Below are 13,703 nucleotides of genomic sequence, written 5' to 3'. Positions count from 1 at the left end.
ATTACACAATACGGAAATGTTCAGTTAGAACACAACGACGTAACCTTACAAAGGTACGTGCACAAGTAACACCTTCGCCTGTAGGAGTAGTGATTGTCATTGTTGTCCAACCTTCACCACCAAAGCCTAAGCCAGCGATACATGGACCGTTTTTAACAAAGATACTGGTATCGATAGCATTAGCCATACGATCTAAGTTGTCTAGGTTACGTGAGTGCATGGATGCTGTATGATGACAACCGCCCTCAAGCTTCACGGCTAAATCAATTGCTTGATCAACGTTTCTAGCACGAACAATCGGTAATACAGGCATCATCATTTCAGTAATGGCAAAAGGATGGTCAGCAGGTGTTTCAACAATCAGTAAACGAGTAGTTTCTGGAACGTTCAAACCAATAGCAGCAGCAATTTTACAAGCATCACGTCCTACCCAATCACGACTCACTGTACCTCTACCTTGTTCATCAATTTTAGGTAGTAGTAAAGGTTGTAATTGTTTAGCTTGTTCTGCTGTTAATAACACTGCATTATGGCGTTGCATAGCAGCAACTAACTGATCAGCTACTGAGTCAACAACAATAACTACTTTTTCATCAGCACATATAATGTTGTTATCAAAAGAAGCACCATAAACAATTTTGTCAGCTGCTCTGTCAATATCAGCTGTTTCATCTACAACTGCAGGAGGGTTCCCAGCACCAGCAGCAATAAGACGTTTATTAGTATGCTTACGAGCAGACTCTACAACGGCATCACCACCAGTAACCACTAATAAACCAATACCAGAGTATTTGAATAAACGTTGCGCAGTTTCAATATCAGGATTAGCCACAGTAACTACTAAGTTAGCAGGGCCACCAGCCGCAACAATTGCTTCATTAATAACAGTAATAGCACGTTGTGATACTTTTTTAGCAGCAGGGTGGGGTGCAAAAACAACACTGTTGCCTGCAGCAATCATGCTGATAGAGTTGTTGATAACAGTTGCCGCAGGGTTAGTAGAAGGTGTTACTGAAGCCACTACACCCCAAGGAGCATTTTCTGTTAAAGTAAGACCATTATCACCTGTTAATACTTCGGGCCTTAAACATTCTGTACCAGGTGTTTCACGTGCTTGTAATAAGTTTTTAGCTGTTTTGTCGTCAACACGACCCATGCCGGTTTCAGCAACAGCTAATTCAGCTAATTCTTTTGCATATTTCTCGCCTGCTTGACGAACGGCAGCAATAGCAAGATTACGCATTTTTACAGTTTTTAATGCTCGTTGTGCTTCTCTTGCAGCAGCAACAGCATCATCTAATTCGTTAAATACGCCTGCGGCGATTTGTTGTGATGCAGCGGATGTTGGTTTGTTAGGCTGACCACTACCCATTGAAGTCAGTACCGCTCTGACCACTTGTTCAATTTCTTTAGGATTTATGTCCACTGTAATACCTCACTTATGGTAGAAAATTTTACCATTAACAACAGCTTCGTCTACAATACCTACCACACTGGCATCAACAGGTGCTTCCACGCCATTAATACTGTGAATAGTTTTACGAGCTGCACTACCACTAACAACCAAGACCCACTCACCATCGCCTGCGCCTACAGAATCAGTAGCGACAAGCCGTTCACCTTCTGGTAAACCGTTTTTATCTATCATGTCTACAAGCAGTAGGCGTTCTTGCTCAAACCCAGCAAGTTTTACGGTACTAACAACTTGTCCTACGACAACGGCTAATTTCATGAGTCCTCCTTTATTGCTATGTTACAAAGGCAACAGTAAACAACACTGACTTGTTGTACTAATAATTAGAACAACAATACCTTTTGTAGCATGCAATACGTCAAAACCAATTGGATAATAGAGGTGTGGAATTATTATTAATAAAACACACACCTCAATTCGGGTGAGTTATTGCTCAGTCCAATGGTTTCTCAGCAGACATTTTGATTGGGAAAATATCTTCCAAATCGCTATGTGGGCGTGGGATAACGTGAACTGCGACTAACTCACCACCAACACGTTGTGCAGCCGCTGCACCAGCGTCTGTTGCCGCTTTACAAGCTGCTACATCACCACGTACCATTGCAGTTACTAAACCACCACCAATTTGTTTGTAACCAACTAGTTTAACTCTAGCTGCTTTCACCATGGCATCAGAGGCTTCGATTAACGCCACTAAACCTTTGGTTTCAATAATGCCTAAAGCTTCCATTATAAATTCCTCTCAGTTAGCCTCCCGTAATGGGAGTTAATACAAGTGGCAAGCCACCCAGTTAATCTTTTTATAGAAATTTTAACTGTTCTATAAAAAGTGGTAATCGCGTTTTCTTACAAATAAAACGCCATATCTCTTATTTAGCACGCATTTTTGTAGCAAGCATGGCTACTTGAACCATATCTTGCCAACTACAACCGCGTGATAAGTCATGCATAGAGCCATTTAATCCTTGAATAAGTGGACCAATAGCTTCGTATTTACCTAATCGTTGTGCAATCTTGTAACCAATGTTACCTGCTTCTAAAGAAGGGAAGATTAACACATTGGCTTTACCTGCAACTTGGCTATCAGGTGCTTTTTGTTTAGCAACACTTTCCACCATTGCAGCATCAAATTGAAGCTCGCCATCAACTGCTAAGTTAGGCATACGTTCGCGCACTATATCTGTTGCTAGCTGCACATTATTTACAGCTTCATGTTTAGCACTACCTTTAGTAGAGAATGATAACATCGCAACACGTGCAGTTTGTTCTGTTATTGCTTCAAAACTTTGGGCGGTACTTATTGCAATGTCTGCCAACTGCGCCCCTGTAGGTTGTGGAACAACCCCGCAGTCGGCAAATCCGAGGATTTGATCTCCATTTGGAGAGATCATAATCATGATCGAAGATAATGTTTTGTTATTAGGTGCTAAACCCAATACACGTAATCCAGCTCTCAATACACTAGAAGTAGAGGAGAGGTTACCTGCAATACAGTAATCACTTTTACCTGTAGCGATCATTGCTGCACCAAACCATAGCGGATCCTTGATATTTTTCTTAAGGTCTTCTATTGGTTTATCTGGCATACGTTGTGCTAAATAGGCTGTAAACTCAGGTAACCATTCTGATGTTGCTGGATCAATAATATTTAATTGATTAAAAGGTAAATTATGTTGTTCACACAAATTACGTAAATCAGCAGGGTTAGCTAACAGCCAAGGATAACCTAACTGTTGCTGTTGAATATGAATAGCTGCTTGAATTGCTCTGATATCTACTGCATCAGGAAATACAATCCAGCTTGGATTATCTTTTGCTTGCTGTTGGCAGCGTTCAATAAGATTCATTATTGTGCTCCCAATTTAGCGAGTAACATTTCTGTAGTAGGCCATTCTTTACCTGTTTCATGGAGTACACATAACAACATTAATACATAAACTGCACTGGATAGCCGATTTAAACCTTGCATAAGATCAGGTCTTGAAACTACCAAATCGCGATCAATAAATATAGAGGCTGCTGAGGTTTCAGTTTCACGAATTTCAGTACGTAATAAGTTCAATAAACAAGCATTACGACCATGTTCTACCGCAGGCACAATATGATCGTGTCCAATATATTTAAGTGGTTGGTGAGATAGCTTATGAATAGCTTTTTCATCTAACCCAGCAATAACAAAATCAGTTAAGGTTTCATTTAATACATCAGCTCGCATAATATTGCCTAATACAGAGCGAATATCTGCTAACCAGCGTTGTGGTTCTGCAGTGGCTTCGACTTGTAACCAAACAGCCATTGCGATACAACTATCTAACTTAGCTCTAAAAGCTAAGCGAGGATCAGATTTAGATACTAATGTGTGAGCGTTTAAGTGAGTTAGTGTGTCTGGTTTTTTCGCAACAGCTTGATGACAAAGCTGACATTCAGCAGCGACATGCCCCTGTTGACTGGTTAAACCATGTACCTGTTTTAATTTAGGTTGATAAGTACTGTTGTTATTTGTTGGTTTATCTTCTGTTGCTTCAACAAATAACCGTCCTTGTTCATCATGAAATTTTACTACTAAATGATGATCAGTAATCAAACCACGAGCAGCAGGCGTTAATTTGCAATCAGCAGGTAAGCGAATCTCTGTGCCATCGCTTAGGCTGTAGTTTGCTCTTAGCCAGTCTTCTGTTATAAAGTTACTCATGATTATTCTCCATGACGCTACTATTGGTCTTGCCAATTAGCAGGCCATGACACATATACAAAACGAACTTTAGTAGGTGTGCCAAATTGAATAGAAGAACCTTTAGGGATAAAGATTAAATCTCCCGCTTTGGCTATTTTAACTTCATTGTTGTGACAAATATGTAACTCACCTTCAAGTACAATATTTATTTCATCGTAGTTTAATGTCCATGGGAAGAAAGCATTTTCCCATGCCATATAACCAGCAGCCATATTGCTGTTATCAGCAGTGCCGATCATATCAGCGATACCAACTTGCTTTTCTATACCAGCCCCTTCAAAGATTTCTAATTTAGCCATATTGCCTTTTACTAACTTGACAGCAGAAGGTTTTTGGTTAGAAGCTTTAGGTGCAGCAGCATGTTTATTCTCTTGAACAGCTTTACACACTAATTGATCTATCAGTGCATCGCTAATCATGGCACCTTTAGGTAATTGTTCAATAATTGCCTGTCTAATAGTTTTTAACTCTGCTTCAGTCAGTGAGGAGGAGCAATTACCTGTATTAGGTTTTTTGACTGCTTGAGCTTGCGGACAATTTTTATCCACTATACGGATACCTAACTGTTCTGCCACCTCTTTTGCTTCAGGTGTAATAATGCAATTAGTTAAGCTAACCTCAATTTCAGTTTGCCCCTTAGCTTTTATCTCGCGGATATTGTCAGCTGTAATTAATTGTTTACTCATTGCGCTTTCCTCTTAGATGGCACATCCTGCTCAAGAAATGTTGCTAAAGCTTGAACACTAGTTGGATCTTGTGTGCAGATTTCAAAAATAGGTTCCTTTAAGCCATGCTCTAACAGCATTTGTTTTATTGCAGGTACATCAACATTAGGTAGATCTATTTTGGTAATAACAGTAATAAGGCGTTTGTTTTGATAAACTTCGAGTAGTCCGGTAGGCAGACGACAAATAGGATCGTTTGCTGCGTGGACATAAATAATAGCTTCTGCTTCAGTGGTAGTACTAATCAGTGCACGATATAGGCGAGGGTGATTAAAAAACTCTCCTGGAGTGTCTACACCACCTTGTTGGTCAAAAGCTACAGCTTGAGTTTTAACAGCTAAGCTATAGTCGTCATTGAGTGCATTAAACAAAGATGTTTTACCTGCACCAACGGGGCCGACTAACACGTAGCGCTGTTGTAACATGGTTAGCTCCTAGTTACAGTACAGACAGCATAACCTAAGGCTGTGCCCAGATTACGTATTGTGTGATTAAGTGCTTCTTCTACAGCACCGACTGAACCATAAATTACTAAAGCACCACTAAAACGATCAAGAAAACCTATTTCAACATTGGCTGCTTTAGTTGCAAAGTCACCTGCAATCATAGCTGTTTCACTGGGAGTTAAGGTCATAATGCCAATAGCTTCTGCATCGGGTACACCAATCTTCTGTGCTAAATCTTTTCCAGGATGAGCAATAAGATGTGCCAATGTGACTTGTTTACCAGGCACAAATTCTTGGATAATTCTCGTTTGGGTTTTTTCAATATCCATCATTACCTCCTAAGATGTAATGAGCTTAACAAGGAAATTCGCGGAGCGAATATCAAAAATTGGCAATTAATTTATAAAATTGTGCTAAGTCATATTTATTGTGTACTAAGCCATATTTATTTTGTGTCTAGCATGCTCTAAAGTACTTTTTATTTATATTAGCCAATTGTCGTATGTGTATTAAATATACTGGGTATTATTTTATTTTTTTAGAAAATGAATAGATGTAATCAGCGGTAATATTTGAAAGGATTTTATTTAACTAATTGAAAGAATATTAATTTAAGCTAGCATTGAATATACTAGCTCAAATTTCAAATATACTAATTTTGTTTTGCTCGACGAACGGTAATACTTTCTCCAGCTATTCCCCAATTATCTTGATTAATTTCATCAATCACGACAACAGTAGTAGCAGGATTTTTATTAAGTACTCTTGCTAGTAATTCCGTTACGCCTTTAATTAATTCAGCTTTTTGTTCTGTAGTAGGGGCTTCATTACCACCTGTAACCTTAATATTAACGTATGGCATGTTGTTTCTCCTTAGCTAGTTGAATGTGGTTATTTATAATATGTTTAAAGATAAGTAGGCCAGCAGCTAGAAATAAACTGATAGCAGATAGAATAAAGGCAAACTCAAAACCTTGATCATGGGAAATTAACCCTGCTATAGATGGCCCCATAATCTGACCAATCCCATAAACACCTGTTAATATAGCAATGGTATGCGCACTGGGTTTACCACTTAAAGTAATGCCATATTGTAGAGCAAGTACGGTAATACCCATAAAAGTTCCTCCTAATAGCAATGCACCTAATAAGATAATAGCAGGTGTATTAGAAATAATAGGTAAAACCACGCCAATACCTTGTAATAAAAAAGCGAGTATTAACATTGGTTGATAACCTTTTTTTGCTGCATAACGCCATAGTGGGGCACTTAATGCGGCAGCAATGCCTGTTATTATCCAAGCTGTACTAGCGAGGGTGGCTGATTGAGTAGTAGTTTTTACCAATGTTACTAAGAATGTAGTACCAATAATGTAGCCAAAACCCTCTAAAAAATAGATAAGTATTAATAGATAATAACCACTTTGTACCTTTTGTGGATTCGTTGTAGTTGAGTTATTTTGAAGGCTTAATGAAAAATTTTTAGTTGGGCGCAAATAGATTAGTGCTATTAGTATTAGCGGAATACAAAGTAATGCAGTGGTTATCCAAGCACCTTCAACACCTAGTGCATTTACTAAAGGTTGACTGCTTAGACCACTTAGTGCGATACCTATACCCACACCGCTATAAAGGATACCTGCAAGTATAGGTTTATTGATGGTAGCTAAAGTATCTAATACAATAGCAGAACATAAAACAAAACAGGCACCAGAAGCAACACCTGATACAAAACGTATAATATTCCATAGATAAACTTGTTCTGTTAATCCCATAGCTAAAGTGGTTAAGAAACTAAAACATAGAAAAAAGCTAAGTAATAGATAACGACGTAACCCCGCTTTTTCGTTAAACACGGCCAGTACACCAATTAGATAGCCAGTATAGTTCCATGCAGCCATTGTTCCTGCTATTTTTTCATTTAACTGATAGTTATCCATCATATAAGGTAACATGGCGGTATAAGCAAAGCGTCCAATACCCATTACTACAATAAGTACACAAAGCCCGCCCAATGTTTGCAGTAAGCCATTTTTATAAAATGGGTTCATGGTGAAATCCTATACTGAAATTATTTTGTAAAGCTTGTTAATTGTTTTATGAAGCAATTCTAGTTAGAATAATGATTCAAGTAAATTGAATAAAATCGAAATATATATTCGATTTTGGAGAATGTTTTGTGGAGCTTTCTTATTTAAAAACATTGATAGCTGTTGTTGAGCAAGGGGGAATAACCCGTGCAGCAGAATACCTAAATAGAGTACCTTCAAGTATTACAACCAGAATAATACAATTGGAGGATAATCTTGGGGTGCAGTTATTCATTCGAGAAGGTAAGCGGTTATTAGTAACTGATAAAGGACAATTACTCTATAACTATGCTAAACAAATTGTTGAGTTAGCAAATGAAGCAGAACTACAAATAAAAAGTGCACTACCTAAAGGTAAGTTACGTATTGGTGCTATGGAAAGCACAGCGGCAGCTAGACTACCTAATTTGTTAGCAAAATTACACTTACAATATCCGCAAATAGACTTAGAACTTACGACTGGAACCAGTAATTCACTGTATGAGGGATTATTGTCTAATCAGCTAGATGCAGTGTTTATTGCAGATACACCAGCAGATGATCGATTGGATAAGTTAGGGGTTTTTAAAGAGCAATTGGTAATTGTTGCACCTAAAGATCATTCTGTTATTAATACACCACAAGATATTCACAAAAAAACATTACTAGTATTTAAAGATGGTTGCTCTTACCGTGATAGATTAGTTAGGTGGTTTGTAGAGCATGATGTAAAAACTGAACGTATCGCAGAGTTATCTTCTTATCATGCTATTTTAGGTGGAGTATCAGCAGGAATGGGAGTGGGGATTGTTCCAGAAGCGGTACTTAAATTATTTCCAGATAAACAAACCCTAAGTGTTCATAAACTATCTAAATCTATTGGTAGTGCAGTAACTGATTTAGTGTGGAGAAAAGGTATGTTATCCGCTAATATTGCAGCATTACAATCCTGTTTGACGACGTAATTTAAAATTGTATAGTTACTATATTATGAGAGAAATGATTAGCAAAATAATACTACTATCTTTCTTTAAGTAACTTTATTAGCATGACTAACTTAGTGACCTTTTTGCTAATAAAAATAATGTAATAGGAGTTACTTTGTGAAGTCTACAGAAGCAGTGATAGTTATTCATGCAGAAACAGATTCAATTGGTAATTTAGCAGATTTATTACCTGAGTTAGGTATTGCTTATAAAGTGATAGCTGTTACTGATAATTTACCTAAACCTGATGAGTTACAGTTATTAATTTTATTAGGTAGCCCTGCATCAGCTTATGATCATCGTTTGGCTTGGGTTCCCAAAGAGTTAAATTGGCTTAAGCAGGTACAACAAAAAAATATTCCAACCTTAGGGATTTGCTTTGGTGCACAAATATTAACCCGCGCCTTAGATGGTCAGGTTTTTAAAAATAGTCAACCAGAGTTAGGTTGGACAGATATCAATATTGTAAATGATCGATGGCAACATGCAGGCCCTTGGTTTAACTTCCATTATGATGCTTTTACTGCCCCTAAAGATGCTATTTTATTGGCAGAAAATGATATAGCGCAGCAGGCTTATAGTTGGGGAAGGGCGTTAGCTGTACAGTTTCACCCTGAAATGTGTAATGCTATGTTCGATTGTTGGATGAAAGAATGGCAAAGTAATCAAACTGGGCAAAGATTTTTAGAAAAAATGGCTGATCTTCCAGAACAATGGCGTAAAGAAATTGAGCTTAGAGAAGCAACAAATCGTCAAAACTTTAAACAATTATTAATGGCGTTTTTAAAGAGTATTTAACTAACTAGAGGTTTAACAATGACAAAATTAACAGTAAATGATTGGGAAAGCCGCGCTAAAAACTTAACTATAGAAGGTAGAGCTTTTATTAATGGTGAGTATGTGACTGCGGAAAGTGGTCAAACTTTTGAGTGTATTAGCCCAATTGATGGCAGAAAATTAGCTGATGTAGCCAGTTGTGATACAGTTGATGCGATTAAGGCTGTTACTAATGCCAGAGAAACTTTTGAATCTGGTATATGGTCACAATTACCTCCAACCAAAAGACAGGCTATTTTAATTCGTTTTGCTGACTTAATAAGAGCTAATAAAGAAGAATTAGCCCTATTAGAAACCTTAGATATGGGAAAACCTATTAGTGATTCTTTGGCTATAGATATTCCTGGTTCTGCTAAATCGATTAGATGGATGGCCGAAGCCATTGATAAGGTGTATGGAGAAGTTGCCGCTACGCCAGAAGATCAACTCGGGTTAGTAACCAGAGAGCCGGTAGGTGTTGTGGCAGCTATTGTACCTTGGAACTTCCCATTAATGATGGCTTGTTGGAAATTAGGGCCTGCGTTAGCTACGGGCAATTCAGTTATTTTAAAACCTTCTGAAAAATCGCCATTAACAGCTATTCGTGTAGCACAATTAGCCATTGAGGCAGGTATTCCTAAAGGAGTGTTCAATGTATTGCCCGGTTATGGTCATACTGTAGGTAAAGCGTTAGCCTTGCATATGGATGTGGATACTTTAGTGTTTACAGGTTCTACTAAAACCGCTAAGCAGTTAATGATTTATGCGGGTGAATCCAATATGAAACGTGTTTGGTTAGAAGCAGGGGGTAAGAGTCCGCATATCATATTTGCCGATGCCCCTGATTTAAAAGAAGCTGCACAAGCCGCTGCTACAGCCATTGCCTTTAATCAAGGAGAGGTATGTACAGCAGGTTCTAGACTATTGATTGAACGTTCTATTAAAGATCAGTTTATGCCATTGTTGTTAGAGGCGATTAAATCATGGAGACCAGGTAATCCTCTTGACCCTGCAACGAATATAGGAGCGTTAGCGGATGATACCCAAATGAAAACTGTGATGTCCTATATTGAAGCAGGTAATCAAGAAGGGGCTAAGTTGGTATTAGGTGGACAACGTATTGCTGAAGAAACAGGTGGTATGTATGTTGAACCTACTATTTTTGATAATGTTACCAATGATATGAAAATAGCTAAAGAAGAAATCTTTGGTCCCGTATTGTCTATTATTACTTTTGATACAGTAGAAGAGGCTGTGCAAATAGCTAATGATACTCAATATGGTTTAGCGGCAGCTTTATGGACAGCTAATTTATCTAAAGCTCATCGTGTAGCACGAGCTTTGAGAGCGGGTAGTGTGTGGGTGAATCAATATGATGGTGGTGATATGACAGCACCGTTTGGTGGTTATAAACAATCAGGTAAAGGGCGTGATAAATCACTACATGCCTTTGATAAATACACTGAAGTAAAAGCAACATGGATTAAGCTATAAGTTTATAGCGGTTATAAAAAAGCTCTACTTTTAGTAGAGCTTTTTATTTTAAATTACTTAAGTAATTCAATAATACCTTGGCTTTCTAATTCAGCAATTTTTTCGTCAGATAAACCAAGGTGCCTTTTTAATACATCCTTAGTATGTTCACCTAAACGAGGAGGTGTGAGCTCATAAGTAATAGGTGTACCAGAAAGTTTAAGTGGGCAACCAACCATTGTATAGTCTGTACGTAATGGATGGGGCATGTTGACTTTCATACCACGTGCTTCAATTTGTGGCTCTGCCATTGCTTGGCCTACATCGTTAATAGCGCCAACAGGTACTTTTGCAGGATAAATAGCAGCTACCCATTCATCGGCTGTTTTAGAAAGAAAATGTTTAGAGAGTAGTTCTACAATCTCCGTACGGTGCTCCACACGTGCTGCGTTAGTAGTAAAACGTGGGTCTTGTGGTAAGTCAGGCAAACCAATAGCTTTAGAAAGTGAAACAAATTGGCTGTCATTACCGCAGGCAATAATAAAGTCTCTATCAGAAGCACGAAATACTTGATAAGGAACGATATTAGCATGAGCATTGCCATAACGACCAGGTACTTTATTAGACGTTAAATAGTTCATACCTTGGTTAGCAAGCATAGCTACTTGAGTATCCAGTAAAGCTACATCAATGTATTGGCCTTTGCCTGTTTTTTCACGGCTATACAGAGCAGCCTCAATACCTACTGTCGCATACATCCCAGTCATTAAATCGGCAACTGCAACCCCCGCTTTTTGAGGGCCGCCACCAGGTAAGTCATCACGCTCACCAGTAATACTCATTAAACCACCAAGACCTTGAATGATAAAATCATAACCAGGTTCAGTAGCTCGAGGGCCAGTTTGACCAAAGCCAGTGATTGAACAGTAAATAAGTCTTGGGTTTAGTTTAGCTAGATCATCATAACCAAGACCGTATTTAGCTAGATCACCTACTTTATAGTTTTCTATTAAAACATCTACTTCACAAGCCAATTTACGGATTAACTCTTGACCTTCTGGAGAAGCGATATTAACTGAAACAGACTGTTTACCTCGATTGGCAGACATATAGTACGATGACTCTTTAGTTTTATTACCATTATCATCGTTCATATAAGGAGGGCCCCAGCCACGTGTGTCATCTCCATGAACGGGGCGTTCAATCTTGATAACTTCTGCACCTAAATCAGCGAGAAGTTGACCACACCAAGGTCCTGCTAAAACTCGGCTCATGTCAAGGACACGAACTCCTGCTAATGCTCCCATTGCTATACCTCTTTTGTTTTTGTTTAAATGCGCTCAATAACCATAGCCAAACCTTGACCTACACCAATACATAAACTAATTACTGCATAACGTTGACCAGTACGCTGTAACTGTCTTGCTACTGTTAATGCTAAACGTGCTCCAGATGCACCCAGTGGGTGACCTAAGGCAATAGCTCCACCATTTGGATTAACACGTGAATCATCTAAAGCTACACCTAGTCCTTTTAAGCAAGATAATACTTGGGTAGCGAATGCTTCGTTAATTTCAATAATGTCCATGTCATTTAATGTTAAACCAGCGCGTGCTACTGCCTTTTTAACCGCTTCTACTGGACCAACTCCCATAATACGGGGTTCTACTCCAGCTGCCGCCGCTGATAAGATACGGGCTATTGGTTTTACACCACGTTGTTCACCCATTTCTTGGCTACCAATCAATAAGGCCGCTGCTCCATCATTAACACCAGACGCATTACCTGCGGTCACTACGCCACCTTCAAATAATGATCTTAGTTTTGATAAGGATTCAAAGTCAGAGCTAGGACGTGGATGTTCGTCTTCAGTGACAATCTTTGGTGGTGTTTTTTTACCAGTAGATACTTCTACAGGACAGATTTCGTCTTTAAAGAAACCAGCTTGACGTGCTGCTTCATATTTAGCTTGTGATGCAGCCGCAAATTTGTCAGCTTCTTCGCGGCTGATACCAAATTCTTTGGCTACGTTATCTCCTGTTTCGGGCATACTGTCATTGCCATACTTAGCCACTAAACGAGGATTAGGGAAACGTGAACCAATGGTTGTATCATAGATAACCGCAGCACGACTATAAGCTGATTCTGATTTAGGAATCACAAAGGGAGCACGTGACATGCTTTCAACACCACCTGCTAAGTATAAAGCACCTTCGTTACAAGTAATCGCACGAGCGGCATCAATAATTGCTGCTAGACCACTGGCACAAAGACGGTTAACTGTTTGACCAGGAACGGTATAAGGTAAACCTGCTACTAATAATGCATTACGTGCAACGTTACGAGAATCTTCACCAGCTTGGTTGGTAGAACCTAAAATAACATCTTCAATATCTTCTGCATTAAATTTACTTCTTTCGATAAGTTGTTGCATAACGCCTGCAACGAGATCATCGGGACGGATGGAAGATAATACACCTGCATGGCGTCCAAATGGTGTACGTAGTCCCTCATAAATATAAGCATTGAGCATTATTCTTCTCCTAATTTTTAACTGTAATAATTAAGACAGTTTCTTGTTATATAGCAATATGTTCTTTTTAGTGTACTTATTTATCATGATTAACATAATAGTGATTGAATAAATGGTACAAATTTATTTTGAAAAATGTACTAATTACTTTACCTCTTTGCAATGTTATTGAAGATTTATTTTATTTTTGTTGTGTTTTTAATCTAATAAATTGTTTGTTATTTTCATTTAAGTAAATGAATTTATTTAAGGTTATGTCTTTTTCTCAATACCAAATGAAAGTTATATTTTTTTATGATGAATGGTTGAATATTTCATTATGCGAAATGTAATTTTGTTTTTGTTGATTTTTGTTAATAATACGGTTTATGATAGGTAAAAATAAAAGATCAACTATATGGAATTTTAAAGTGGCAAAAATAATAAACTGCCCGCCATTCCAATGGT

15 protein-coding genes are annotated in these 13,703 nt (G+C 38.2%); 3 read left to right on the top strand and 12 right to left on the bottom strand.

Annotated features, from left to right (window positions below; all coding sequences use genetic code 11):
- Position 1: 1 nt before the first annotated feature.
- The 10 genes from MTZ49_RS13870 to MTZ49_RS13825 form a co-directional block, all read right to left on the bottom strand.
- A complete protein-coding gene (locus MTZ49_RS13870) occupies positions 2-1,426 on the bottom strand; it encodes an aldehyde dehydrogenase family protein (RefSeq protein WP_264746047.1) in 1,425 nt (474 codons plus the stop codon).
- A gap of 9 nt (positions 1,427-1,435) precedes the next feature.
- On the bottom strand, positions 1,436-1,732 hold the full coding sequence (locus MTZ49_RS13865) for a EutN/CcmL family microcompartment protein (RefSeq protein ID WP_264746046.1): 297 nt from the start codon (positions 1,730-1,732) through the stop codon (positions 1,436-1,438).
- A 175-nt stretch (positions 1,733-1,907) separates the two neighbouring features.
- Complete coding sequence (gene eutM / locus MTZ49_RS13860; RefSeq protein WP_264746045.1) at positions 1,908-2,204, bottom strand: ethanolamine utilization microcompartment protein EutM; 297 nt, start codon at positions 2,202-2,204, stop codon at positions 1,908-1,910.
- Positions 2,205-2,343: 139 nt separating this feature from the next.
- Positions 2,344-3,321, bottom strand: coding sequence for a phosphate acetyltransferase (gene pta, locus MTZ49_RS13855; RefSeq protein WP_264746044.1), 978 nt, complete (start codon positions 3,319-3,321; stop codon positions 2,344-2,346).
- Positions 3,321-4,166 carry an ethanolamine utilization cob(I)yrinic acid a,c-diamide adenosyltransferase EutT gene (gene eutT, locus MTZ49_RS13850; RefSeq protein WP_264746043.1) on the bottom strand — a complete coding sequence of 282 codons (846 nt, stop codon included), beginning with the start codon at positions 4,164-4,166 and terminating at the stop codon, positions 3,321-3,323. Before eutT ends, pta begins: the two co-directional genes overlap by 1 nt.
- 20 nt (positions 4,167-4,186) lie before the next feature.
- On the bottom strand, positions 4,187-4,894 hold the full coding sequence (gene eutQ, locus MTZ49_RS13845) for an ethanolamine utilization acetate kinase EutQ (protein WP_264746042.1): 708 nt from the start codon (positions 4,892-4,894) through the stop codon (positions 4,187-4,189).
- Positions 4,891-5,358, bottom strand: coding sequence for a EutP/PduV family microcompartment system protein (locus MTZ49_RS13840; protein WP_264746041.1), 468 nt, complete (start codon positions 5,356-5,358; stop codon positions 4,891-4,893). Before MTZ49_RS13840 ends, eutQ begins: the two co-directional genes overlap by 4 nt.
- Positions 5,359-5,360: 2 nt before the next feature.
- The gene (gene eutS / locus MTZ49_RS13835) at positions 5,361-5,708 is read right to left on the bottom strand and encodes an ethanolamine utilization microcompartment protein EutS (protein WP_201095782.1); all 348 of its coding nucleotides are present in this window, start codon (positions 5,706-5,708) and stop codon (positions 5,361-5,363) included.
- 323 nt (positions 5,709-6,031) lie between these two features.
- Positions 6,032-6,241 carry a tautomerase family protein gene (locus tag MTZ49_RS13830; RefSeq protein ID WP_264746040.1) on the bottom strand — a complete coding sequence of 70 codons (210 nt, stop codon included), beginning with the start codon at positions 6,239-6,241 and terminating at the stop codon, positions 6,032-6,034.
- Entirely contained in the window at positions 6,228-7,430 is a 1,203-nt protein-coding gene (locus tag MTZ49_RS13825) for an MFS transporter (RefSeq protein ID WP_264746039.1), read from the bottom strand. The genes MTZ49_RS13830 and MTZ49_RS13825 overlap by 14 nt, the downstream gene beginning before the upstream one ends.
- A 128-nt stretch (positions 7,431-7,558) precedes the next feature.
- Here MTZ49_RS13825 and MTZ49_RS13820 point away from each other — a divergent pair, with 128 nt between their 5' ends.
- The 3 genes from MTZ49_RS13820 (at position 7,559) to MTZ49_RS13810 (ending at position 10,744) form a co-directional block, all read left to right on the top strand.
- Positions 7,559-8,413, top strand: coding sequence for a LysR family transcriptional regulator (locus tag MTZ49_RS13820; protein WP_264746038.1), 855 nt, complete (start codon positions 7,559-7,561; stop codon positions 8,411-8,413).
- Positions 8,414-8,551: 138 nt separating this feature from the next.
- Positions 8,552-9,232 carry a type 1 glutamine amidotransferase gene (locus MTZ49_RS13815; RefSeq protein ID WP_264746037.1) on the top strand — a complete coding sequence of 227 codons (681 nt, stop codon included), beginning with the start codon at positions 8,552-8,554 and terminating at the stop codon, positions 9,230-9,232.
- 18 nt (positions 9,233-9,250) lie between these two features.
- The gene (locus MTZ49_RS13810; RefSeq protein ID WP_264746036.1) at positions 9,251-10,744 is read left to right on the top strand and encodes an aldehyde dehydrogenase; all 1,494 of its coding nucleotides are present in this window, start codon (positions 9,251-9,253) and stop codon (positions 10,742-10,744) included.
- Positions 10,745-10,797: 53 nt separating this feature from the next.
- Here the strand turns inward: MTZ49_RS13810 and MTZ49_RS13805 are convergent, their stop codons facing one another.
- Together MTZ49_RS13805 and MTZ49_RS13800 are read right to left on the bottom strand one after the other, a co-directional pair.
- Positions 10,798-12,030, bottom strand: a complete 1,233-nt coding sequence (locus tag MTZ49_RS13805; RefSeq protein WP_264746035.1) for a CaiB/BaiF CoA transferase family protein — start codon at positions 12,028-12,030, stop codon at positions 10,798-10,800.
- 23 nt (positions 12,031-12,053) lie between these two features.
- A complete protein-coding gene (locus MTZ49_RS13800; RefSeq protein ID WP_264746034.1) occupies positions 12,054-13,256 on the bottom strand; it encodes a 3-oxoadipyl-CoA thiolase in 1,203 nt (400 codons plus the stop codon).
- Between the last annotated feature and the right edge of the window lie 447 nt (positions 13,257-13,703).

It is taken from the genome of Entomomonas sp. E2T0, from assembly GCF_025985425.1.
Lineage (GTDB): Bacteria > Pseudomonadota > Gammaproteobacteria > Pseudomonadales > Pseudomonadaceae > Entomomonas.
This window is presented reverse-complemented; position numbering and strand designations above follow the sequence as displayed.

Bases quoted from the DNA above. Each gene is read 5' to 3' on its own strand.
- eutQ (WP_264746042.1), bottom strand. From the start codon at position 4,894: ATGAGTAAACAATTAATTACAGCTGACAATATCCGCGAGATAAAAGCT.
- eutT (WP_264746043.1), bottom strand. From the start codon at position 4,166: ATGAGTAACTTTATAACAGAAGACTGGCTAAGAGCAAACTACAGCCTA.
- eutM (WP_264746045.1), bottom strand. From the start codon at position 2,204: ATGGAAGCTTTAGGCATTATTGAAACCAAAGGTTTAGTGGCGTTAATC.
- MTZ49_RS13840 (WP_264746041.1), bottom strand. From the start codon at position 5,358: ATGTTACAACAGCGCTACGTGTTAGTCGGCCCCGTTGGTGCAGGTAAA.
- MTZ49_RS13830 (WP_264746040.1), bottom strand. From the start codon at position 6,241: ATGCCATACGTTAATATTAAGGTTACAGGTGGTAATGAAGCCCCTACT.
- MTZ49_RS13805 (WP_264746035.1), bottom strand. From the start codon at position 12,030: ATGGGAGCATTAGCAGGAGTTCGTGTCCTTGACATGAGCCGAGTTTTA.
- pta (WP_264746044.1), bottom strand. From the start codon at position 3,321: ATGAATCTTATTGAACGCTGCCAACAGCAAGCAAAAGATAATCCAAGC.
- eutS (WP_201095782.1), bottom strand. From the start codon at position 5,708: ATGGATATTGAAAAAACCCAAACGAGAATTATCCAAGAATTTGTGCCT.
- MTZ49_RS13810 (WP_264746036.1), top strand. From the start codon at position 9,251: ATGACAAAATTAACAGTAAATGATTGGGAAAGCCGCGCTAAAAACTTA.
- MTZ49_RS13800 (WP_264746034.1), bottom strand. From the start codon at position 13,256: ATGCTCAATGCTTATATTTATGAGGGACTACGTACACCATTTGGACGC.
- MTZ49_RS13865 (WP_264746046.1), bottom strand. From the start codon at position 1,732: ATGAAATTAGCCGTTGTCGTAGGACAAGTTGTTAGTACCGTAAAACTT.
- MTZ49_RS13825 (WP_264746039.1), bottom strand. From the start codon at position 7,430: ATGAACCCATTTTATAAAAATGGCTTACTGCAAACATTGGGCGGGCTT.